This window comes from Bariatricus sp. SGI.154, assembly GCF_050313795.1.
Lineage (GTDB): Bacteria > Bacillota > Clostridia > Lachnospirales > Lachnospiraceae > CAMBRQ01.
This window is the reverse complement of record NZ_JBNPMC010000014.1, coordinates 15,389-39,083: the sequence shown is the minus strand read 5'-3', so window position 1 is coordinate 39,083 and position 23,695 is coordinate 15,389. Positions and strand designations below refer to the sequence as shown.

Here is a 23,695-nt window from a genome sequence, read left to right as displayed (position 1 = left end):
AATCTGCAGGTTAAGTAAAGTACACGCAAAAAGCGTGAATGAAGAAAGGAGCATAGTAATATGGCAAATGTAGGAATTATGGGGGCAGGAAGTTGGGGAACCGCTCTGGCATTACTACTCCACAAGAATGGTCATCAGGTGACAGTCTGGTCTATCAGCGAGGAGGAAGTGAAGATGCTCTCAGAAAAGAGAGAACATGAGAGCAAACTTCCAGGCGTAAAGATTCCGGATGATATGGTGTTCACAACGGATATTGAGAGTACCGTTCAGGAGAAAGACTTTATCGTTCTGGCGGTACCGTCTCCATATACAAGAAGCACTGCACGTAATATGAGCCCATATATTGCAGAAGGACAGATTATCGTGGATGTGGCAAAAGGTATTGAGGAAAGCACGCTTATGACTCTGTCTCAGCAGATTGAGCAGGAGATCCCGCAGGCAGATGTGGCAGTCCTCTCAGGACCAAGCCATGCAGAAGAGGTGGGAAGAGGCCTTCCTACGATTGTGGTTATCGGTGCAAAGACTAAGCAGACAGCAGAATATCTGCAGGAAATGTTCATGAATGAAGTATTCCGTGTATATACAAGCCCGGATATGTTAGGTATGGAACTTGGCGGTTCTCTTAAGAATGTCATCGCGCTTGCAGCCGGAATCGCAGATGGAATGGGATATGGCGACAATACGAAAGCAGCCCTGATCACCAGAGGGATTGCAGAGATTGCAAGACTCGGTGTTAAGATGGGCGGAGCAATTGAGAGTTTCACGGGTCTTACTGGTATCGGAGATCTGATCGTAACGTGTGCCAGTGTTCATAGCCGTAACCGTAAGGCAGGTTATCTCATGGGTCAGGGAAAGAGTATGCAGGAAGCCATGGATGAGGTTAAGATGGTGGTAGAAGGCGTATACTCTACCAAGGCTGCGGTAAAATTAGGCGAGAAGTACGGAGTGTCATTACCGATTATTGGAAAGGTGAATGAGGTGCTGTTCGAAGGAAAAGATCCGAGAGAGGCAGTGAATGAACTGATGCTGAGGGATAGTAAGGCGGAGCATACGGCATTGCCTTGGAAGGAGTAGAATTTTTTTGAGTAATTTGTTGGTGGAGTGGACGGCACGAGGGTGAGCCTTGGGTGGTCTGCAATCGAAGTCCTTTGGAAAGAATACGTTGCATCAAAATGAGCGATTATTTTGATGCAACGTATTTCCTATACATCCACATTCTCAATCACAAAATTCTTAAACTCATTGATCACTGGCGCTTGATATACATTCTTTAAACTTGCCATATAGAAGATTCTCTCCCAAGTAGGCTTCTCAATCTTGATGATTTTCACTGGCATGTAGTTCAAGACCTGCATCTTTGGAATCACAGCGATTCCAAAGCCTGCGCTTACGAGTCCGGCAACAGCTTGGTCTTCTTCTAAAGAATATTCAATCTTAGGCTGTCCGCCGCATTTTTCAAAGAGTTTGTCAATGATCGGTCTTAATCCGCTTTGTTTCGAGAAAACGATCTGAGGATAAGACAGTGTCTCTTTTAAGTCAATAGAATCTCTGTTTTCCAGAGGATGTCCTTTGGGAACGATGAGTACTAGTTCCTGGCGGGTGATGGGAACGAAGTCGATGAGTGGTTCGTTCTCCATCTTGGAGCAGAAGGCGACATCATATTTGCGGTCTTTCAGCCCTTGGATAATATCGGGAGTCAGTTCGGTTGAAGTGTGAAAATAAAAGTTAATGTTCTTATGTGGTTTGGAATTTAGAAAATTTTTTACAAAATTCGGAACAACAACGTCGAGAGTACGAAGCATTGCGATATCTATACGGCCTTCGCCGCTTGCGGTCATCCGTATTCTGTTAATGCTGGAGTCCAACATATCAAGCGATTGTTCTACATCCTTTAAAAATGCCTGTCCACATTTGGTTAGGACGACATTGCGGCCATCTTTCTCGAAGAGTTTGATGCCCAGTTCTTTTTCGAGGGAAGCAATGGCGTGACTTAGACTGGGCTGGGTGATGGCAAGTATCTCAGCAGCTTTTGTGTAGTGCTCTAAATGAGCCAATGTTACGAAGTATCTTAAATGATAAAGATTCATAGTATTCCCCCTTTCGTCATTTGTTTGAACACATTTTAACATGAACCACAAACAAAATCTATTAAATTGTGCAATCCACAGACAAAACTATAAAGAATGATAGCAAAACGAATTTGAAATATATTCCCTCATATAGATTCTAAATATTTCCCACTCTGCATATATTCTAACAGCATAAACGAAAAGGGGCTATAGGGCATGGACAATTATCATTTATACAGAGATATACAGGCAAGAACCAACGGTGAGATATACATAGGAGTCGTGGGACCGGTAAGAACAGGCAAATCAACCTTCATCAAACGTTTCATGGATGTGCTGGTGCTGCCGCATATGGAGGATGAACATGGCAAATCAAGAACGAAAGACGAACTCCCTCAGTCTGCGTCCGGGCGCACGATTATGACTACGGAACCCAAATTCGTGCCAAAAGAAGCCGCCGAGATCAAATTATCGGATGATGTGGCGGTGAAGGTAAGGCTGATCGATTGTGTGGGGTACATGGTAGACGGCGCTTCCGGACATGTGGAGGGGAATGAAGAACGGCAGGTGAAGACACCTTGGTTCGATCATGAGATTCCATTTACGAAGGCAGCAAGTATCGGAACCAGGAAGGTGATTCACGATCATGCAACTATAGGGGTGGTTATTACAACGGACGGAAGTATTACGGATATTCCAAAAGAGAATTACCGTGAGGGGACAGAGAAAACCATCCGGGAACTTCAGAGTATTGGCAAGCCTTTTGTAGTATTGGTGAATTCCAAGAAGCCATTTTCCGAGGAGGCAAGACAGATGGCCAAAGAGTGTGAACAGCAGTATGGTGTGCAGGCAATGCCAGTGAATTGCGAGCAGTTAAAAGAAGAAGATATTACTCGGATTATGGAGGCTGTTCTCTATGAATTCCCAGTGTCAGAGGTACAGTTCTTTATTCCGAAATGGGTGGAGATGCTGTCACGGGATCACAAGATCAAGCAGGATATGCTGGTACATATTAAAGATGTTCTGAATCGTTTTGGAGAGATTAAGGATGCCGCAGCGGGGATCGAGATGCCGGATAGCCAGTATATTGAGGAAATGAAGGTAGATCATATCGAGATGGATACAGGATGTGTGAAAGTAAGGATCGGTGTTGCGGATAAGTTCTACTATGAGATGCTGAGTGAACTTACGGGAACTCATATTGCCGGCCAGTATGAACTGGTTGCCGCTATGAAGAAGCTATCTGAACTCAAAGAAGAGTATGAAGGAGTAAGGGATGCATTTGCGGCTGTAAGAATGAAAGGGTATGGCGTTGTCAGTCCGACGAAGGATGAGATTACGTTGGAAGAGCCAGAGATCATTAAGCAGGGAAATAAATATGGAGTTAAGATTCATTCGCAGGCACCATCCATCCATCTGATCCGGGCAAATATTGAGACGGAGATTGCGCCAATCGTAGGCAATGAGCAGCAGGCAGAGGATCTGATTCGTTACATCAAGGATGCAAAGGAAAGCGAAGAAGGCATCTGGGGAACTAATATCTTCGGGAAATCCATTGAAGATCTGGTGATGGATGGTATGCAGAATAAGATGGCAATGATTAATGATGAAAGCCAGGAGAAACTACAGGATACCATGCAGAAGATTGTAAATGACAGTAACGGCGGATTGGTATGCATTATTATCTGACGAATCTGCATTGTTTCGCATATACTATAGAGAAATAAAGAATATAAGGACACTCAAGACTATGGAGAATTATGTAACACTGTCAATAGAAACACATCTGTTTTTTGCCAGAATCATGAAAGAACATGCATTGTTCCTGGAGGCAGGTTTCACATGTAAGGATAAACCGTGGATTCAGAGAGCTGATAGGCTTCGGCAGGAATTCGAAGAATTACTCCTGCAGACGGTCAGAATCAGTGACAGCATGATTGGTAAAGAGATTCTAAAGTCCCAGGAACTGGTGACGGAATTTACAATCCCGGCTGAGAAGAGAACCAGCCAGTTGACAGGGATTCCAATTAACAGCAGAATTGCAGCGGCAGAAGAAAACTTACGGTCAGGATGCGTTAAGAATGTGAATACGACGACGGTTCGCAGGATCAATCAGTTGAACCAAAGAGCGATCCGGATGCTGGATGAACTTATCAGATTCAAGGAAAATATTTTAAGAGAAGTGGATCGTTGCCGTCTTTTTACGGCGAATTATCCATTGTTAATTGAGCATATTCTTCGGGAGGCGAGATTGTATCGTTCCATCATTGCAGAATTACTGAAGAATAAGAAGATATCATACGAGAAACTAAGGTCTCAGGAACAATTCTGGAATCAGATTATGATGGAGCATGCTTTATTTATTCGTGGACTTCTTGATCCTACGGAGGTAGAATTGATAGAAACTGCGGATAATTTCGCAATGGAATACGATAAATTACTTGGGATGGCAAGGGAGCAGGATTGCAAGACCATGGACGAAGTGACGAGAAAATCTCTGGATGAGACATTAAGATACCGGGAGTTTAAAGCGGCAGGAGCAGAAGGAATTCTGGAATGTGAGATTGCATCCCTCATATTGCCATTGCTTGCGGATCATGTACTGCGGGAAGCGAACCATTATATCAGGATCTTAGAATGCGGGGAGCATAAACGCTAATGCGGGAATTATGTGAATATCCGGTACTAGAGAAGGCTCGATACTATGAGATAGAAGCAATTGAGATCCCAATTGTATATAACAAATATGGAGATCATGACCCAAATGGTCTCTTATATGTATTAAAAAAGGATGCAGACCGAATACGTGAAGAGGCAATAAGAAACTATGAAAAAGAGATACCACAGCCATATGAAGAAGTAAGACCACTGGTAATCCGGGCGAATCTTGGAGATAAAGTGATGATAAGATTCACTCATTCCCTGAATCGTACACTTTCAATCCATGTGCAGGGGCTTGCTTATGATGTACAGACTTCCGATGGTTCCAGTGTAGGCTTTAACAGAGATACTACAACGAATCATCAGATTACCTATACGTGGTACGCTGAGCGCGAAGGTGTCTATCTGTTTCACGATATGGGAGATATGAGAAGCAGTGAAGAGGGAACGAATGTACACGGATTATTTGGTGCGATTATCGTGGAAGCAGCAGAGTCCAGATGGCTGGATCCAGAGACAGGAGAAGAATTAGAGAGTGGGTTATTCGCAGATATCTATCATCCGCACAGACCTGCTTTCCGAGAATATGCCGTATTCTTCCACGATGAACTGGAGATGAAGGATAAGAACGGAGAACAGCCGATCAATCCGCATACAGGACTACCTGACTCTACGACGGCAATCAGTTATCGCTCAGAGCCGATGAGAAACAGGGAACCACTGACGAACAATCATGCGGACTCGGGAGAAGATATCTCTATGAGTTCCTGGGTATACGGAGATCCTGCTCCGCCTATACTGAAGGCGTACGTGGGAGACCCGGCGAAGATCCGCCTGGTTCATGGCGGAGTAAAAGAGACGCATGTATTCCATCTGCACAATCACCAGTGGAAGTTAGAGGGAGAGAATTCGAATTCTACGATTATTGATTCTATTTCAATCAGTCCTCAGGAATGCTACACGCTGGAGATTCTTCATGGTGCGGGAAGTTTGAACGGGATGATTGGAGATGCGATCTTTCACTGTCATCTGTATCCGCATTTTCATGAAGGGATGTGGACCTTGTGGAGAGTCTACGACAAACTGGAGGATGGTACCGGAAGGCTGCCTGATGGAACAATCATTCCTCCGCTGATACCGCTAAAAGACAGAAAGAGACCGCCAAAGAAAGATAAGAAGCATCCCGGTTATCCGAATTTTATTAATGGAGAATATGGCGAACGTCCGTTACAGCCGCCGCTTGGAATACTGGATGCAGATGGAGAGAACCTGATAGAGCCGACAGATCTGGAGCGGGCGAATTTCGTAGAGGATTATGAGCCGGGAGCGTTGTATACGGATACATGTCCTTGTCATACAGATGCCAGAAAAGATGACGCGGATGAGGAATGCTGCTGTGAAAAAGCAGAAGAGAATGTGAAAGTTTTCGAGGTTGCGCTGGTTCAGGCAAAGGTAATCTATAATCGGTATGGCTGGAATGATCCCCAGGGAAGATTCTTCGTTATGAAAGAAGAACTGGAAAAGCATGGGGGGTTAGAAGCATATATACGAAAGATTGAGTGTGGGAAGATACAGGCAGAACCTCTTGTTATTCGTGCCAATGCAGGGGATTGTATTGAAGTGAGAACGACGAACCTGCTTCCGGAATTTCTTGAGGAGAGCCCATTTCAGATGGAAACCATAACGGATATTGTAGGATATCATATACACCTGGTCAAATTCGACACCATCGTATCAGATGGGGCAGCCAATGGCTGGAATAACATTGCAGGTGCAAGGAAGTATGAGACATTGATCGAACGCTTCTATGCCAATACAGAACTAAAGACGGTCTTCTTCCATGACCATCTGTTTGCGAATTCCCATCAGCAGCATGGTGTGTTTGGTGCACTCATTATTGAGGAAGCGGGTGCTACCTTCCACGATATCAGGACAGGAAAAGAACTGCGTTATGGGACGAAAGCGGTCATAAAGAGGCGTGACGGGACGTCATTTCGTGAGTTTGCCTTATTCCTGCATGATTTTGCCTTGCTCTTTGACCGGGATGGGAATCCGCTGAATCCTCCTGAGGTTCCGGGGTCTCATGATGATCCCGGAGTCATGGGAATTAATTATCGTTCAGAACCCATGAGAGAGCGGCTTAGAGATCCTAGTTGCCAAAGCATCCGGAGGGAACTTCCAGAGGAAGGTTCTGTAGCAGATCCGGCCTATATATTCAGTTCTCATGTCCATGGTGATCCGGCAACTCCGATCCTTGAGACCTATCCGGGTGATGAGATGCTGATTCGTCTCCTTGATGGGGCGCATGAAGAGCAGCATGTGCTGAATATTACCGGAATGTCCTGGAAGAAAGAGATTGAAGATGTGTTGTCGCCGGATGTGGCGTCACAGTCTATCGGAATATCAGAGGCATTCAATATCCGAATTACGAAACCATATGGACCAGGTGACTATCTGTACTATTCGGGTGGTATTGATGATGCATGGCTGGGATTATGGGGGATTATCCGGGCTTATGACCATGTAAAAGATTGTCTGAAACCTCTGTGTAAAGGAAAGGACCGAATCCTTCCGCTGCCACCGTGTCCGGGAAAAGATGCGGTAATACGACGGTATGAAGTGGCGGCGATTCAGAAAGATATCATATATAATGGCTACGGGGATCATGACCCGGATGGACTCTTGTTCGTACCAATGGAAGATCTGGAACTGGTATTATGTGGAAAACGAAAACCAAAGCCGTTGATTCTAAGAGCCAATGCAGGAGACTGGATTGAGGTAACGCTTCACAATCTGTTTGACCCGGCAAATCCGGTGCCATATTATGATTATCCTATAGTTCCGTTAGACTATAGGCATAAGCCTTCTATGCGTGTATCGTTGAATCCGCAGTTTTTACAGTATGATCCTGTGTGCGATTCCGGAATCAATGTGGGATATAATAACCGGGAGCAGACGGTAGGAGTCGGGGAGAGCAAGAAATATCTCTGGTATGCGGATCAAGAATATGGTGCGTGTATCATTCAGTCATTTGGCGATATGAGGAATCATAGGTATCATGGATTGTTCGGAGCGGTTCTGATCGAGCCGCCGGGGGCAGTCTGGTATCGAACTACTTCTCTGGCAAGAACCGTGTTCGATGAGCAGGCAGTGATTGTGTCCCCAGGAAGAGAAAGGTTCCGGGAGTGTGTTGTCATGATTCAGAATGGTATCCGTATGCTGGATCGTGAGGATATGCTGATCCAGACCGCATCAGGAGATGATGGCGAACCGGTAGATGCAGAGGATACGGGAGAGAAGGGCTATAATTATCGTTCGGAAAGATTCGCCAATCGGCTTAAAAGGGATTCAAGAATCTCCAAAATCTTCAGCAGCAGAGTACACGGCGATCCATCGACGCCTTTATTCAAGGCATATGCCGGAGACCGGGTGATATTCCGTACCATGATGCCGGCAGATAAGCCGAGAAATGTAGGATTCTGTATCCATGGCCATGAGTGGAGAGAACAGCCTGGAGATCTATGCTCTAAGATCACGCCGATGCAAGGGGCAATTAGCATTGGCAATGTCTTCAATATGGAACTGAAGGAAGGTGCCTCATGTCCGGGAGATTACCTGTACCGTTCCGGAAGTCTGAAGTGGGATGTGGAATCCGGTATGTGGGGAATCTTCAGGGTGATGAAGCATGGGATTGGCAGCAGGTGTAAGAATGCATGTCGGAAAACTTTTGAATGCATCTGTGGAAAAAGGGCTTGAATCTAGAATAAAAAGTAGTATAATAGTCAATGACAAGGGAGTCACACAAGATAGGTGTGACTCCCTTTTTCGTTACATGTATCCGAAAGAAACTATCGGTGACAGGCGTTGTGGATTGTCAGAACATCCTAAGGGAACTTCCAGTAGCCGGTCTTTCAGGCTGATAATATTACAATTCGGATGCAGTCAGATTAGTCTGGAATAAAAAGGAGAGATTGTAAGATGAAGGATTATATGTTTAAAGTACCTCAGGAGATTGTATTTGGAATGGGTTCTTTGAAAAAATTGCCGGAATTACTGGAGAAATGTGGATCTAAGAAGATGATGATTGTCTCTGACCACGGATTGGAGAAACTGGGCGTGGTTAAGAAGATTCAGGATGTGGTAGAGGCAGCAGGAATTGACACTTGTACATTCCTTGACATTTTGCCGAACCCAACGGTGGATATGGTAGATGCCGCAACGAAGATGTACAAAGAATCCGGAGCGACAAGCATCGTAGCCCTGGGTGGCGGAAGCCCTATGGATGTGGCGAAAGCAGTCGGCGTACTGGCAAGATACGGCGGATCTATCGTAGAATATGAAGGCGCACACCTGGTACCGGGACCGATTGAGCCAATTATCGCGATTCCGACAACAGCTGGAACCGGAAGCGAGGTTACGGCATTCTCCGTAATCACAGACACATCCAGAAACTATAAATTAACAGTTTTCAGTTATGAATTACTGCCGAAGTATGCGGTACTTGATCCGGAGATGATCATGTCTGTGCCGCCTTCAATTGCAGCATCTTGCGGTATTGATGCGTTGATTCACGCATGGGAAGCATATACTTCTCTGGGTGCATCTCCATTTTCCGATGCTATGGCAGAGAAGGCGATGGAACTGATTGGAGGAAATATCCGCCGTTTTGTAGCAAATCGTAAGGATGAAGAGGCGGCCTGTGCGATGATGTCGGGAAGCATGTTCGCGGGAATTGCATTTGCATGGGCAAGACTTGGTAATGTGCATGCTATGTCCCATCCGGTCAGTGCGTTCTTCGGTGTACAGCATGGTGTGGCAAATTCTATATTATTGCCGGTAATTGTAGAATATAATGCACTTGCAGACCACGGACGTTATGAGAAAATCTATAACTATATCAGCGAAGATAAAGAGCCAGTGAAAGATTTTAAGCCGGAGATGCTGGTAAGAGAGATTAAGAAACTGAATGCAGATCTGGGAATCCCGAAAACGCTGTCTGAAGTCGGCGTGACGGAAGATAAGATTCCACAGATGGCAGCAGATGCCATGAAGAGCGGTAATATTGCGGCGAATCCAAGACAGTCCACATTAAAAGATATCGAGATGCTGTATCATAAAGCGATGTAGATTTTAAAATGAAAAGGAAATGGCGTTAGGGGTAGAACCTAGCGCCTTTTTTTGCTATAATGAAAAAACGTGAAGAGTGATAGGAGATACTTGAAGTTATGGATAAGAAGATATTGAAGCAATTGAGTGTGATTCTGGTACTTTGTCTGGTGGCAGAGTTTGTTGTGGGGCTGCTTCCGGTTACTTTTCCAAGCAGCGTGATGGCAATATTGATTCTGGCGCTGCTTTTGGGAACAAAGATATTAAAAGAGGAGCAGATTAAGGAGACGGCGGATTTTATGCTGTCGAATATGGCGCTGGTCTTTGTTCCGCTGTCGATTGGGATGGTGGAAGACCTGGGACTTTTGAAGGGACAGGTTGCGGGATTCTTGATTGTGGTGGCAATCTCATTGATCCTGACATTCCTTGGAACATACGCTACTGTGCGGATTGTGCAGAAGTGTATGAAGAATCTGGCTTTAAAAGGAGGAGAGCAGCATGAGTAGTATGTGGAGTGCGCTATGGTCAAATCCATTGTTTGGCGTGTTGCTGACAGTTCTGTCGTTTTATATAGGAACGCAGATTGCAAAACGGGTAAAATCGCCATTGGCGAATCCGTTGCTGATTGCTATGATACTCTGTGTGCTGGTACTTAAGGGGCTGAATATTTCGTATGAAGATTATATGGAAGGGGCACAATTTATATCGATGTTCCTGGTTCCGGTAACAGCTGTGCTTGGATTGTCAATCTATCGGCAGAGAAGAATATTGAAGGAACAGTTCTTTCCGATTGTGATAGGATGTCTGGCGGGAAGTCTTCTGTCTATGGGAAGTACGGTGGTGTTGTGTAGGATGCTGGCTTTACATAGTGATATCTTGTATTCCCTGCTTCCGAAGTCTGTGACAACAGCAATTGCGCTGGATGTATCAGAACAGTTGGGAGGACTTCGGTCGATTACGATGATGGCGGTGATTATCTGTGGGACGGGTGGTGCGATTATCCATCCGCTGATTATAAAATTGCTGAGACTAAAGGATCCTGTAGCGATTGGAGTGGCATTTGGAACGGCCAGTCATGCAATCGGTACTTCTAAGGCACTGGAGATGGGCGAAGTAGAAGGTGCTGTCAGTGGAGTTGCTATGGGAGTTGCAGGAATCTGCACGGTTATCATTGCATTATTTTTGTAAAAAGGTATAATAGATAATATATGGTTACAGATGACAAGAGATCATGGAGGTACAATTATGAGAGTAGCAATTATCACAGCTAATACGGATATATATAGAGGTAACGAAGAGAATGCCAGTGGCGAAGTGATTCAGAAAATCGTGGAAGAAGCAGGACTCGAGATCGTTTTCATGAGAGCCCTTCCGTTGGATAGAGAAGTGTTATCAACAGTCATGGAGAGGCTGGCAGACAATCATCTGACAGATCTGGTGCTGACTACCGGAGGTGCGGGATGCGGACCACAGGATTGCACACCGGAGGCAACGATGGATGTGGTAGAGCGTCCTGTTCTTGGAATTCCGGAAGCGATGCGTGCTCACACCATGCAGCTTACCAAGCGTTCCATGCTGAATAGGAGTGCGGCAGGAATCCGTAAAGATGTATTGATCGTCAATCTTCCAGGCAAGGCACAGGCAGTAAAGGAAAGCCTGAGATATCTGCTGCCTGAGATTATGCATGCAGTGAAAGTGATTCAAGGAGAGGCATAGAGAATGAGAATAACGTATCTGGAGCATAGTGGTTATTTTTTGGAAGAGGAAGATATTATATTAATCTTCGATTATTACAAGGGCAGGCTTCCGGATATGCCAAAAGAGAAAAGGATCTATGTATTCGCAAGCCATGCACATTATGATCATTTTGATCAATGCATATTTGAGTGGGCGGATAGATATCCAAGATTACAGTATATATTATCCGATGATATTAAGGCGCGAGGACCAGAAGGAAAGATATTCTATATAGGTGCGCGCCAGGCAATACAGGTGGATGAACTTAAGATAAGAACGCTTCGCTCGACGGATGAGGGTGTGGCGTTTTTTGTACGCCTGAATGGGAAGTTGATCTATCATGCGGGGGATCTGAATTGGTGGCATTGGGAAGAAGAAGGGGAGATCTATAATAAGATGATGCGCCGTGTGTATCAGCATGAGATCGGGAAGATAGAAGGCGAGAGAATTGACGTGGCATTTGTGCCATTGGACCCTAGACTTGGGGAGCAGTATTATTGGGGCATGGATTACTTCGTGAAACATACGGATACAAGATGCGTATTCCCTATGCATATGTGTGGAGAGTACGATGTCTATGAAAAGTTAATGAAAGAGTCAGATGCAGTGGAGTATAAGGATAGAGTGATGAAGGTTACAAAACCGGGACAGACATTTGAGGTATAAGTATATAAGAAATGTGAAGTTCTTCAGAAAGGAGCAGATATATGCAAGTAAAAATATATACAGATGGTTCTGCAAGAGGGAATCCAGATGGTCCCGGCGGATATGGGACGGTGCTGGAATACATAGACACAAAGGGAGAACTGCATACGAAGGAGATATCCCAGGGATATAAGAGGACAACGAATAATCGCATGGAACTGATGGCAGCTATTGTTGGATTGGAAGCGCTGAATCGTCCGTGTGAAGTGGAATTATACTCGGATTCTCAGTATCTGGTCAATGCGTTTAATCAGCACTGGATTGAGGGATGGATAAAAAAAGGATGGAAAAGAGGCAAGAATGAGCAAGTGAAGAACGTGGATCTCTGGAAACGTCTTTTGAAGGCAAAAGAGCCTCATCAAGTAACTTTTCATTGGGTGAAAGGCCACGATGGACATCCTCAGAATGAAAGATGTGACACATTGGCAACTACAGCGGCAGATGGTAATGATCTGATTGTAGATGAAGGTGTGGCAAATTAAGAGAAGACTTGGGCAGGGATTGCGGGAAATAGATATTCATAAATTGGCAAAAGTTTCATTGTTTTTTTAGGCGATCTGTGCTATAGTAACCAAGGCAAGTAAGACAAGTAATCGCAGCTGCGAGTGCCGAAAGGCAGCAGGTGAGGAAAGTCCGGGCTTCACAGGGCAGGATGCCGGATAACGTCCGGTGGAGGCGACTCCAAGGAAAGTGCAACAGAAATGAACCGCCTGCGCTAAGTGCAACGGATGTTGCATTGGGCAGGTAAGGGTGGAAGGGCAGTGTAAGAGACTACCGCCTTGCTGGTAACAGCGGGGGCATATGTAAACCCCATCCGAAGCAAGACCGGATAAAGACAATGTGGCGGCCCGTCACGTCTTAGGTAGGTCGCTGGAACCCACTGGCGACGGTGGGTGTAGATAGATGATTACTCAATGACATAACCCGGCTTATCGTTTTGCTTGCTTTTTAGAAAAATGTTTTGTGTGAGGGACGGCACCGAGTGTGTGCAGGGGCTTTTTGGGCTTCGGAGTTCCTCGTTTTGAATCCGTAACTGTAAAAATAGCCAGAATTTAGTAACCGAGCATATTCAGCGAGAAATCTTGATGATTTCTCACTTCAGATGCTCTTTCATATTTTGCTGGTGGCAAAATATGAATACTAAATTCTGGCTATTTTTACAGCAACGGCTTCTAAAACTTGAACTAAGAAAACCCCAAAAGCCCCTGCGCACACTCGGTGCCTGATGCTCACATAAACATAATATTTTTCTAAGGGGAGGCGCGGGTATTGAAGTTGTATTAGTGAAGGGAGCAATTTTCTTACTTCCTTCATGGTTCTTGCGATTTATTTGCGCCGTCCGTCGTATTTTTCTTCGCAGTACTGGCAGCGATAGATCTCTTTTTCCGGGTTGGTCAGGACGAATACGTGGTCCAGTTCCTGTTCGATGGATGTGATGCATCTTGGGTTTTTGCATTTGATTACGTTGGTAATCTTCTTTGGGAGGTGCAGGCATTTCTTTTCTACGATCTCTGCATCTTTGATGATGTTGATGGTGATGTTGTGGTCGATGAAGCCGAGGATGTCCAGGTCAATGAAATCAATCGGGCATTCGATCTTCATGATGTCTTTTTTGCCCATCTTGCTGCTTTTGGCATTCTTAATGATGGCAACGCAGCAGTCTAATTTGTCTAAGTGCAGATATTTGTAGATATCCATGCTGCGTCCTGCCTGGATGTGGTCTAATACGAAGCCTTCTTCGATACGTCCGACATTCAATGTGTTTTTTACCATAATTCGTTCCCTCCTATACTTCGATTTCCAATAGTGTCAGGATGAGTGCCATACGGATGTAGACGCCATATTGCGACTGTTTGAAATAAGCGGCTCTTGGGTCTTTGTCTACTTCGACAGATATCTCATTTACTCTTGGCAATGGATGCAGTACATACATATCCTTTGATGCCAGTTCCATCTTCTTGGCATCTAAGATATAGAAATCTTTCATACGTACATAATCTTCCTCGTTGAAGAAACGTTCTTTCTGAACGCGGGTCATGTAGAGCAGATCCAGATGTGGAAGTGCCTCTTCTAAGCGGACTACCTCTTCATACGGGATATTGCCGCTATCTAGAACATCGGAACGGATATAACTTGGAAGTCTTAATTCTTCCGGGGAAATGAGTATGAACTTGATTCCCGGATATCTGACCAATGCATGGATTAGAGAGTGGACGGTACGTCCGAATTTCAGATCACCACATAAACCGATAGTCATATTGTCTAAATGTCCTTTTAATGAACGGATCGTTAAAAGGTCTGTTAAAGTCTGAGTTGGATGCTGATGTCCGCCATCTCCGGCATTAATGACCGGAATAGAAGAATGTTGGCATGCTACCATAGGTGCGCCTTCTTTTGGATGGCGCATTGCACAGATGTCCGCATAGCATGAGATCATACGGATCGTATCTGATACACTCTCGCCTTTTGCAGCAGAACTGGAATCCGCGGAAGAGAATCCCATGACATTGCCGCCTAAGTTAAACATGGCCGCCTCATGGCTTAATCTTGTTCTGGTACTTGGTTCGTAGAAGAGTGTTGCCAGTTTCTTCCCCTCGCAGGCATGCGCATATTTGGATGGGTTGGCTTCAATGTCAACAGCCAGGTCCATCAGTTTGTCTAATTCTTCTACTGTAAAATCAAGTGGACTCATTAAGTGTCTCATAAAAAACCTCCTCTTATCATTTCATGAAATAAATGTTAGTAATTCTTCAACAGATTTGCGTTTCGGTGCAGCCGGATCAATGTCCGGATAGCCGATTGCTATTAATGCAGCAAGTTCCTGATCTTCAGGAATGTTCAGAAGTTCTGTAATGCCATCCTCATCCCAGATCCCCATAATGACAGTACCAAGCCCGGCTTCGTGAGCAGCAAGACAGAAGGTCTGGCATGCAATTCCGGCATCAAACATCTGCCAGCGATCCCCTTTTTTGGTAGTAAATGAACCGTCGCGTTCAAAACCACATCGTCCTTTCACAAAAGTGAGGGCAATAAGCATTGGTGCCTGTTTGATAATATTGGAATTGAATTCTGGGGTATAATCATGAATGATCTTGTCGAGAATGGAAGAATCTTCAATAGCTATGTAACGAGTGATCTGACTGTTTTTCCAAGAAGGGGAATACGAAGTAATGGAAATCAGAGACTCTAATAGAGAATGGTCAATAGAGTCTGGCTTAAACTTACGGATACTTCTTCTGGTTGTGATGCATTCGTTGGTCTTCATGTCGTTATCCTCCCATGTGAAAATCTTTCATATATCATATACTAAATATGAAAGATTTTCAATGTTTGATTAGAATTTTTTCAAACAACAGTCCGGCTCCGAACCATAGAGGGGCATAGTCCAGACGGATCAATCCATTGATATTGAGAGGGGCTTCGCTGTAGTCCCAGGGGCATGCTTCATACTTTCGCAAAAAAGAGCCGGTTACATATTCTCCGATAAAAATACAGCACGTATAGACACCTCCCCGCAGTAAGAGGCTCTTTCCTTTCAGAAGTCTGCACAAGGGTGACAGGAAACTTGCCATGCCATAGATGGGAAACATCCAGATAGAAGTATTGCCAGTGAGCCTGGGGTCTTCATCGTGAAGAGAGTGGAGACCGGTGAACAGAATCTCCATACACCATCCGGTAGTTCCGCAGGTTAAAAAATTATGCTTCATGCTAATAAGTATGGCAAAGGAAGGTGGATTTTATGCAGAAAATGTATTATAATACACATTAGTTTGGGTAGAAGGAGATAGATGCATGTCAACACTAGAGGAATTAAGAGCAGAATTGGATAAGATTGACAATCAGATTGTTAGATTATATGAGCAGAGAATGAATTGCAGTGAGAAACTGGGAGAGTGCAAGATCAGTAATGGAATCAAAGTATTCGACCGGCAGAGAGAACATAATAAATTGCAGGAAATGGCAAGTCAGGTCTCTACGGATTTTAATAAGAAAGGGGTTCAAGAACTCTTTGAACAGTTGATGTCCATGAGCCGGAAGATGCAGTATCAACAGCTGGTGAAGGCGGGGGCATTAGGAAGGCTTCCTTTTATTGAAGTTCCTTCTCTGGATGCAGAGCATGCCAGAATTGTATTCCCGGGAACGGAAGGCGCTTATAGTCAGGCTGCTATGGAATATTATTTTGGAGAAAACTGTAATAGTTTCTATGTGCGCACATTCCGCGATGCTATGGAGGCGATTGAGGAAGGGGCTGCAGACTATGCCGTACTTCCGATTGAGAATTCCACGGCAGGGGCTGTGGATGAGATGTACGATCTTCTGGTGGAGTTCGAGAACTTTATCGTGGGAGAGACGATTATCCCGATCACGCATACGCTGTCGGGACTGCCGGGAACGAAGATGGATGATATTGAGCGGGTATATTCCAAGGGAGTGGCTCTTATGCAGGCATCACGATTCCTGAATGAACATAGCGATTGGCAGCAAATCAGTGTGGCGAATACTGCCATTGCTGCGAAGAAGATTATTGAGGAACAGGATAAGACTCAGGCGGCAGTCTGCAGCGCTTATGCGGCGAAAGTTCATGGTTTGGAAGTGTTGGAAGATAACATCAACGATGATCCAAATAACTCGACAAGATTCATTGTGGTTACGAACCAGAAGATATTCCTGAAGGATGCGAAGAAGATCAGTATCTGTTTTGAAGTGCCTCATGAAAGTGGCTCGCTGTATCATCTGCTGTCGCATTTTATCTATAATGACTTGAATATGAGCAAGATTGAATCAAGACCGATTGAGGGGCGGAACTGGGAGTATCGTTTCTTCGTTGATTTTGAGGGGAATCTTGCTGATCCGGCCGTGAAGAATGCGATACGTGGATTGCGGGAAGAGAGCCGCAGCCTCAGGATATTAGGAAATTATTAAATACGGTTATGACAGTGTATAAAGAATATCAATGATCAGGGGTGTAAAGAATGAGAACCAATGAGTTAATGTTGTATAAACATATGGAAGAGGGTCAGATTCTTCAGGATATGACGTTTCTTATGGAGAATTATGACAATGATTATTATAACCAGGAAGATCTGAAGGGACTTCTGTTTGAAACGGTGAATGAGATCCTGGAGATGGCAGTAAGTCACGGCTTCGAGGGGAATCTCTGGCATAATTATCTGACATACTTGCTGGCAAGCCATGAGAATGCATACAGTACTTCTTGCGAGATCGTGGGAGAAGTACAGGGCAGTATCAATGATGTGGCATTGCATGATTTCACTATATTTAAGGAGTTGTTTGATTATAATTTCAAAGAACTGGAGGATGCATTAGATGCCGGATGCCTGTCTATTCTGATGGAATATCAGGGGGCAAGCGGATATGGAAAGGTATTCAACCGGAGAATCCGCGACAGAATCTGTGATCTGAGCGAAAACCTTGCGGCTACGAAGGATGCAGAAGAGTTCAAGGCGACCCTGACACAGTTCTATAAAGAATTTGGCGTGGGCAAATTAGGGCTTCATAAGGCATTCCGCGTTGAGCATCGGGAAGAAGGGGCTAAGATTGTTCCAATCACCAATATTGCACATGTGCATCTGGATGATCTGGTCGGATACGAGATTGCGAAGAAGAAACTGATTGATAATACGAAGGCATTCGTGGAAGGCAGGAGGGCGAATAACTGTCTGTTATTCGGAGATGCCGGGACGGGTAAGTCTTCTTCTATTAAGGCGATATTGAACCAGTATTATGACCAGGGGCTTCGGATGATTGAGGTGTACAAGCATCAATTCCAGGATCTGAACGACATTATTGCGCAGATTAAGAATCGAAATTATAAGTTCATTATCTATATGGATGATCTGTCATTCGAGGAATTCGAGATTGAGTATAAATATCTGAAAGCAGTGATTGAAGGCGGGCTTGAAAGAAAGCCGGAGAATGTGCTGATCTATGCAACTTCTAATAGGAGACATCTGATCCGGGAGACATTCCGGGATAAGGAAGACCGGGATGAGGAACTGCATACGAATGATACGGTACAGGAGAAACTGTCACTGGTGGCAAGATTCGGAGTCACGATTTATTTCGGTAAGCCGGATAAGAAAGAATTCCAGGAGATCGTGCGGCAGCTTGCGGCTAAGAATGGAATTGAGATGCCGGAGGATGAACTGCTTCTGGAGGCGAATAAATGGGAACTGAGTCATGGCGGATTGTCGGGAAGAACGGCACAGCAGTTTATTGACTATTTGGCGGGGACGGTGTATTAGGTATAAGGTAAGAGGTTAAGATTAAGAAAACAGAGTTATGAGTAAGGAATTAACGAGTGGAAATGTCTCGCGGACAATGATTAAGTTCGCGGGACCGATGATATTGGGGAATCTGTTACAGCAGTGTTATAATATTGCTGACACACTAATTGTAGGGCAGGTCTTAGGTGCCGAGGCTTTGGCGGCAGTGGGATCTGCTTATACTTTGATGACTTTTTTGACTTCTATATTAATAGGGCTTTGCATGGGAAGCGGATCTGTTTTCTCCTATTATTATGGAAGACGAGATAATCTAAGAATGAAGGACGGGATTCTGGCGTCTTTCCTGTTCATTGGAGGCATCTCGATTCTTATGAATATCCTGGTTTTTGCAGGCTTGGACGGGATATTGCGGCTGCTTCAGACGCCTGCCTCGCTGGAGGGACTGATGCGGGAATATGTATGGCTTATATTTTGGGAAATATTCTTCGTGTTTTTGTATAATTATTACGCATTCCTTCTGCGGGCTGTAGGAGATTCTGTGACACCTCTTTGGTTCCTGGGGATAGCATCCGTGTTGAATATTATCTTGGATCTGTGGTTTGTTATGGGGCTGCACTGGGGGATTGGCGGAGCGGCAATCGCTACGGTCATTGCCCAGATTGTCTCTGGGGTTGGAATCGGAATCTATACCTGGTGGAAAGAGCCGGGACTTCGGCCAGATTTTGGAAGAGCAAGGCAGGCTATGGGACAGATGAAGGAGATTGTAAGATTCTCTCTGGCGGCAAGCATCCAGCAGTCAGTAATGAATTTTGGAATACTGATGATTCAGGGATTGGTCAATAGTTTTGGAACAGCGGTCATGGCAGCATATGCAGCAGCAGTGAAAATTGATTCATTTGCCTATATGCCGGCACAGGAGTTCGGAAATTCATTTTCTATCTTCATCTCTCAGAATCATGGTGCAGGAAAGCGCGAGCGTGTGGGTGAGGGAGTAAGGGCGGCAGTTAAGATTTCGGTTGAGTTCTGCGTGATTGTATCGGTGTTCGTATTCTTGGCAGCACCGTATCTGATGATGATATTCGTGAATCCGGGGGAAACCGAGATCATACGCGTTGGCGTGGGATATCTGCGGGTAGAAGGCAGTTTCTACTGCGGAATTGGAATCCTGTTTCTGTTATATGGGTATTACCGTGGGATTGGCTGGCCGGAGATGTCTGTAGTGCTTACGGTGATATCGCTTGGGACCAGAGTGCTTCTGGCTTATGTGCTGGCTCCGATGCCGAAGATCGGCGTATGGGGAATCTGGTGGGCGATACCGATTGGGTGGCTGCTGGCAGATGTGACTGGGCTGGTAGTCATGAAGAAGAAAAGAAAATAATAAGAAAACAATGATTAAATCATAAGCCGTGCGGGTTAATCCTGCACGGCTTCTATATTAGAGATATCAGAATCAATCATAAGCGAATAATTCGTATAATACACGACGAATCCCGGCTTCGCTCCATTCGGCTTCTTCACATGCTTCTTCTCCACATAATCAATCTCAACCTTATCGCTTCCGCGATTTTTAGAATAGTACGCAGCTAGTTTGCCTGCTTCTTCGAAAGTACGGTCAGGCAATTCATCTCCATTGGTCTTGACAATTACATGCGAACCCGGAGCGCCTTTTGCATGAAACCACCAGTCATTTCCGGCAGCAAAAGAAAAAGTCAGTTCATCATTCTGAAGGTTATTCTTGCCGACATATATATGGTATCCGTCACTGGAGATATAATGCATCGGCTTGCTGGTAATCTTCGCTTTTTTCTTCGTAAATTTCCTGCGGATGTAGCCGCTCTGCATCAGTTCTTCCTTGATCTGTGCCAGGTCAGCTTCGCTCATGGCAATATCCAGCGCATTGCTAATAGATTCCAGATACTGAATATCATCTGCGGTTTCCTGGATCAACTCGGTCAGTGCTTCGTAGGTACGTTTCTGCTTATTGTACTTGCTAAAGTACTTCTGTGAGTTTTCTTGTGGTGTCATAGTCGGATCTAACGGAATCGTGATCTCCTGATTCGTATAATAATTCAGGGCGGTCAATTCTTTAGATCCGGATGGCAGATTATATCCATAGGCATTGATCAATTCACCATATACCTTATATTTTTCTCGATTTTCTGTATCTTTTAACTGTTTGGACTGTAAGTCGTATTTCTTACGGTTCCGTTCCAGTGAAGTCTGCACCACATGGCGCAGATCCGCGCTTTTTTGACGGATTCTTGTCAGCATATTCTTGGTCGAATAATAAGTGTCAAGCACCTGAGAAATAGAATCGAATTCCTTCGGAGCATACTGGCTATAATGCGACAGTAAAAGAGCGCTGAATTCTTTTGGAGCATTGCCGTCATAATAGATAACAGGTCGGTAGGCATCAGATTTTACGTCGTCCATATAATAAGTAAATTGCCGATATAAATGTGTTAGTATGTCCAAAGACAAATCCCCCGCGGGCATACCAGATTCAATCCCAGCCCGGTAGCAGATCTCTTCCGAGACAACAGGGCTGATTCCGGTAAAACTGGTATAAATGGCTTTTCCGACGGCCATAGGCTTACTTAGCAATACCTGGGAGAATTCTTCGACTTCCACGGTCAGTGGATTAAGTTTCGACATTGTATCCGGTATAAAATATTCCCGTCCGGGCAATACTTCCCGCACAGAACTCATTTGCGCCGATACATGCTTGATACTGTCAATGATCATCCCCTTATCATCACAGAAGATAATATTGCTGTGCTTTCCCATAATCTCAATGATCAATTGCTTCTTGCATAGATCACCCAGTTCGTCCAGATGCTCAATCTCCAGATGAATGATCCTCTCAAGCCCTGGCTGCGAGATACCTGTAATCCTTCCGTTTCCGATATGCTTCCGAAGCAGCATGCAAAAATTCGGCGCCGTCATAGGGCTTGGTTTATTCTCATCTGTCAGATAAACCAATGGAAGCGAAGCACTCGCCGATATATAAAGCCTCTTCTGTCCCTGCGGCGTCTTGACCGTTAGTAACAACTCATCTGCCTCTGGCTGCGCAATCTTAGCGATTCTTCCTCCTGCCAGATTCTCCTTCAATTCCGCCACCATAGCTGCCACAGTAATTCCATCAAAAGCCATAACTAAAATCCCTTCCTTTCATATTGCTAACCAGTATAACATGGTTGACGCAATTTGCCAAATGTCTTATAATAAACAGTGGCAATCAACGCCATTTACACAAAATACATTATAAAAAGAGGTTCATATCATGATAAAAAGTATGACAGGATTTGGACGCTGCGAAGTATCTGATGGGGAACGGAAATTCACAGTTGAGATGAAAGGTGTGAATCATCGTTACCTGGATGCGAATATCCGTATGCCGAAGAAACTGAATTTTTTCGAGAGTGCAATTCGTAATTTGTTAAAACAGAGTGTTCAGAGAGGAAAGGTTGATATCTTCATTACCTATGAAGATATGTCAGAGAGCCAGGTGTCGTTGAAATATAATGAGAAGCTGGCAGGCGAATATCTGACTTATTTTAAACAGATGTCAGACACCTTTGCTTTGGAAAATGATATTCGGGTATCTGCATTGTCGCGTTATCCTGAAGTACTGACAATGGAAGAACAGGTAGTCGATGAAGAGGAATTGTGGCATGGTCTTAAGAAGGCTTTGGACGGCGCTATCAGACAGTTTGTTGAGACCAGAACCCTGGAGGGAGAGAATCTGAAGAAGGATATCATCAACAAGTTGGATGGTATGCTGACGCTGGTGGGCTATATCGAAGAACGTTCTCCGAAGATTATTGCGGAATACAGGGAAAAACTGGAGGCGAAGGTTCGGGAACTTCTGGAAGATACCAAGATTGAAGAAGGAAGAATCGCAGCAGAGGTAGTGATATTTGCTGATAAGATCTGTACGGATGAAGAAGTAGTAAGGCTGCGCAGCCACATCGTACATATGAAGGAGACGCTTCAGTCAGAAGAAAGCGGTATTGGACGCAAACTTGACTTTATCGCTCAGGAGATGAACCGTGAGGCGAACACGATTCTTTCAAAAGCCAATGATCTGGAGATATCGAATATCGGAATCGATCTGAAGACGGAGATTGAGAAGGTTAGAGAGCAGATTCAGAATATTGAGTAGAATGACAGAGGATGATCTGATAATAGTGAGTGAATATTGTAAGGATAGAGAGGACAAGTCCATGAAGGAAAGAGGAATTCTTATCGTTGTATCCGGATTCTCGGGAGCCGGCAAGGGGACGATCATGAAAGAAATCATGAGCCAGTATGATAATTATGCATTATCCATCTCTGCAACGACCCGAGGACCCCGTCCGGGAGAAGAAGATGGTAGGGAATATTTCTTTAAAACTGTAGAAGAATTTGAAAAAATGATTGCGAAAGACGAATTGATAGAGTATGCTAGATACGTGGATAATTACTATGGAACGCCGCGTGCATATGTAGAGGAGCAGCTTGAAGCCGGGAAAGATGTAATCCTGGAGATTGAGATCCAGGGTGCATTGAAGGTAAAAGAGAAGTTCCCGGAGACATTGCTTCTGTTCGTAACTCCGCCGAGTGCGAAAGAATTAAGAGATCGTCTGGTGGGACGCGGAACAGAGACCATGGAAGTGATCGATTTCCGCATGAATCGTGCCAAGGAAGAAGCCGAAGGCATGGATAAGTATGATTATCTGATTATCAATGATGTGCTCCAGGATTGTGTGGAGGAGATGCATCGGATTATTCAGGGAGAGCACAGAAGAAGTTACCGTAATACAGAATTTATAGAGCATATGAAAGCAGAATTGAAAGGAGAATAGTGTATGTTACATCCATCTTACACAGATTTAATGAAGGTAGTGAACAAAGACGTAGAAGAAGGTGCAACAAAGGTTGTTAACAGCCGTTATTCTATCGTTATGGCTACCGCTAAGAGAGCAAGAGAGATCATTGACGGATCTATGCCGCTGGTGGCAGTAAAGGATGGCGAGAAGCCATTGTCTGTTGCCATTGATGAACTGAACCAGGCGAAGATTAAAGTTGTCGGTGAGGAAGAATAGCAGAATATTATGGGATATAAGGCAGATGCCGTGAGGTATCTGCCTTTCTTCACAGTATTCAGGTCATAGTAATTCGGAGAAA

22 protein-coding genes and 1 other RNA gene are annotated in these 23,695 nt (G+C 44.6%); 17 read left to right on the top strand and 6 right to left on the bottom strand.

Annotated elements, in window-relative coordinates; all coding sequences use genetic code 11:
• The first annotated feature begins 60 nt into the window (after positions 1 to 60).
• Positions 61 to 1,074 (top strand): NAD(P)H-dependent glycerol-3-phosphate dehydrogenase, encoded by a 1,014-nt coding sequence (locus tag ACQRBN_RS08340; protein ID WP_427738543.1) that lies wholly within the window; start codon positions 61 to 63, stop codon positions 1,072 to 1,074.
• Positions 1,075 to 1,202: 128 nt separating this feature from the next.
• On the opposite strand, the gene ACQRBN_RS08335 is transcribed toward ACQRBN_RS08340, so the two are convergent.
• The gene (locus tag ACQRBN_RS08335; RefSeq protein WP_427738542.1) at positions 1,203 to 2,087 is read right to left on the bottom strand and encodes a LysR family transcriptional regulator; all 885 of its coding nucleotides are present in this window, start codon (positions 2,085 to 2,087) and stop codon (positions 1,203 to 1,205) included.
• A 198-nt stretch (positions 2,088 to 2,285) separates the two neighbouring features.
• Between ACQRBN_RS08335 and spoIVA the strand changes: the two genes are divergently transcribed.
• From spoIVA to rnpB, 10 genes are all read left to right on the top strand, one after another.
• Positions 2,286 to 3,758: a stage IV sporulation protein A gene (gene spoIVA / locus ACQRBN_RS08330; RefSeq protein WP_427738541.1), complete on the top strand. Its 1,473-nt coding sequence runs from the start codon at positions 2,286 to 2,288 to the stop codon at positions 3,756 to 3,758.
• Positions 3,759 to 3,819: 61 nt separating this feature from the next.
• A complete protein-coding gene (locus ACQRBN_RS08325; RefSeq protein ID WP_427738540.1) occupies positions 3,820 to 4,728 on the top strand; it encodes a DUF2935 domain-containing protein in 909 nt (302 codons plus the stop codon).
• On the top strand, positions 4,728 to 8,486 hold the full coding sequence (locus ACQRBN_RS08320) for a multicopper oxidase domain-containing protein (RefSeq protein ID WP_427738539.1): 3,759 nt from the start codon (positions 4,728 to 4,730) through the stop codon (positions 8,484 to 8,486). Before ACQRBN_RS08325 ends, ACQRBN_RS08320 begins: the two co-directional genes overlap by 1 nt.
• A 222-nt stretch (positions 8,487 to 8,708) precedes the next feature.
• On the top strand, positions 8,709 to 9,857 hold the full coding sequence (locus ACQRBN_RS08315; RefSeq protein ID WP_427738538.1) for an iron-containing alcohol dehydrogenase: 1,149 nt from the start codon (positions 8,709 to 8,711) through the stop codon (positions 9,855 to 9,857).
• A 98-nt stretch (positions 9,858 to 9,955) separates the two neighbouring features.
• Positions 9,956 to 10,342, top strand: a complete 387-nt coding sequence (locus tag ACQRBN_RS08310; protein WP_427738537.1) for a CidA/LrgA family protein — start codon at positions 9,956 to 9,958, stop codon at positions 10,340 to 10,342.
• Positions 10,335 to 11,024 carry an LrgB family protein gene (locus ACQRBN_RS08305; RefSeq protein ID WP_427738536.1) on the top strand — a complete coding sequence of 230 codons (690 nt, stop codon included), beginning with the start codon at positions 10,335 to 10,337 and terminating at the stop codon, positions 11,022 to 11,024. The genes ACQRBN_RS08310 and ACQRBN_RS08305 overlap by 8 nt, the downstream gene beginning before the upstream one ends.
• Positions 11,025 to 11,081: 57 nt before the next feature.
• A complete protein-coding gene (locus ACQRBN_RS08300; RefSeq protein WP_427738535.1) occupies positions 11,082 to 11,552 on the top strand; it encodes a MogA/MoaB family molybdenum cofactor biosynthesis protein in 471 nt (156 codons plus the stop codon).
• Between the two features lie 3 nt (positions 11,553 to 11,555).
• Positions 11,556 to 12,239 (top strand): MBL fold metallo-hydrolase, encoded by a 684-nt coding sequence (locus ACQRBN_RS08295; protein ID WP_427738534.1) that lies wholly within the window; start codon positions 11,556 to 11,558, stop codon positions 12,237 to 12,239.
• 41 nt (positions 12,240 to 12,280) lie between these two features.
• Entirely contained in the window at positions 12,281 to 12,760 is a 480-nt protein-coding gene (gene rnhA / locus ACQRBN_RS08290; protein WP_427738533.1) for a ribonuclease HI, read from the top strand.
• Positions 12,761 to 12,855: 95 nt separating this feature from the next.
• An RNA gene (rnpB, locus tag ACQRBN_RS08285) (RNase P RNA component class A) lies at positions 12,856 to 13,226 on the top strand.
• Between the two features lie 378 nt (positions 13,227 to 13,604).
• On the opposite strand, the gene ACQRBN_RS08280 is transcribed toward rnpB, so the two are convergent.
• The 4 genes from ACQRBN_RS08280 to ACQRBN_RS08265 are packed head-to-tail and all read right to left on the bottom strand — an operon-like array spanning position 13,605 to position 15,985.
• Positions 13,605 to 14,051 (bottom strand): aspartate carbamoyltransferase regulatory subunit, encoded by a 447-nt coding sequence (locus ACQRBN_RS08280; RefSeq protein WP_427738532.1) that lies wholly within the window; start codon positions 14,049 to 14,051, stop codon positions 13,605 to 13,607.
• 13 nt (positions 14,052 to 14,064) lie between these two features.
• Positions 14,065 to 14,982, bottom strand: coding sequence for an aspartate carbamoyltransferase (gene pyrB / locus ACQRBN_RS08275; RefSeq protein WP_427738531.1), 918 nt, complete (start codon positions 14,980 to 14,982; stop codon positions 14,065 to 14,067).
• A 21-nt stretch (positions 14,983 to 15,003) separates the two neighbouring features.
• Positions 15,004 to 15,543 (bottom strand): nitroreductase family protein, encoded by a 540-nt coding sequence (locus tag ACQRBN_RS08270; protein ID WP_427738530.1) that lies wholly within the window; start codon positions 15,541 to 15,543, stop codon positions 15,004 to 15,006.
• Between the two features lie 58 nt (positions 15,544 to 15,601).
• Positions 15,602 to 15,985 (bottom strand): putative ABC transporter permease, encoded by a 384-nt coding sequence (locus ACQRBN_RS08265; RefSeq protein ID WP_427738529.1) that lies wholly within the window; start codon positions 15,983 to 15,985, stop codon positions 15,602 to 15,604.
• 85 nt (positions 15,986 to 16,070) lie between these two features.
• On the opposite strand from ACQRBN_RS08265, the gene pheA reads away from it, so the two are divergent.
• From pheA to ACQRBN_RS08250, 3 genes are read left to right on the top strand one after another with little or no spacing between them, the layout of a single operon-like run.
• Entirely contained in the window at positions 16,071 to 17,201 is a 1,131-nt protein-coding gene (gene pheA / locus ACQRBN_RS08260) for a prephenate dehydratase (RefSeq protein WP_427738528.1), read from the top strand.
• Between the two features lie 50 nt (positions 17,202 to 17,251).
• A complete protein-coding gene (locus tag ACQRBN_RS08255) occupies positions 17,252 to 18,544 on the top strand; it encodes an ATP-binding protein (protein ID WP_427738527.1) in 1,293 nt (430 codons plus the stop codon).
• Between the two features lie 37 nt (positions 18,545 to 18,581).
• Positions 18,582 to 19,904, top strand: coding sequence for an MATE family efflux transporter (locus ACQRBN_RS08250; RefSeq protein WP_427738526.1), 1,323 nt, complete (start codon positions 18,582 to 18,584; stop codon positions 19,902 to 19,904).
• Between the two features lie 35 nt (positions 19,905 to 19,939).
• Here ACQRBN_RS08250 and ACQRBN_RS08245 read toward each other — a convergent pair whose 3' ends face one another.
• On the bottom strand, positions 19,940 to 21,679 hold the full coding sequence (locus tag ACQRBN_RS08245) for an Rqc2 family fibronectin-binding protein (protein WP_427738525.1): 1,740 nt from the start codon (positions 21,677 to 21,679) through the stop codon (positions 19,940 to 19,942).
• A gap of 130 nt (positions 21,680 to 21,809) precedes the next feature.
• Between ACQRBN_RS08245 and ACQRBN_RS08240 the strand changes: the two genes are divergently transcribed.
• From ACQRBN_RS08240 to rpoZ, 3 genes are all read left to right on the top strand, one after another.
• A complete protein-coding gene (locus ACQRBN_RS08240) occupies positions 21,810 to 22,691 on the top strand; it encodes a YicC/YloC family endoribonuclease (protein ID WP_427738524.1) in 882 nt (293 codons plus the stop codon).
• A 61-nt stretch (positions 22,692 to 22,752) separates the two neighbouring features.
• Positions 22,753 to 23,373, top strand: coding sequence for a guanylate kinase (gene gmk, locus ACQRBN_RS08235; RefSeq protein ID WP_427738523.1), 621 nt, complete (start codon positions 22,753 to 22,755; stop codon positions 23,371 to 23,373).
• A 3-nt stretch (positions 23,374 to 23,376) separates the two neighbouring features.
• Positions 23,377 to 23,613, top strand: coding sequence for a DNA-directed RNA polymerase subunit omega (gene rpoZ, locus ACQRBN_RS08230; RefSeq protein WP_427738522.1), 237 nt, complete (start codon positions 23,377 to 23,379; stop codon positions 23,611 to 23,613).
• Positions 23,614 to 23,695 lie beyond the last annotated feature (82 nt).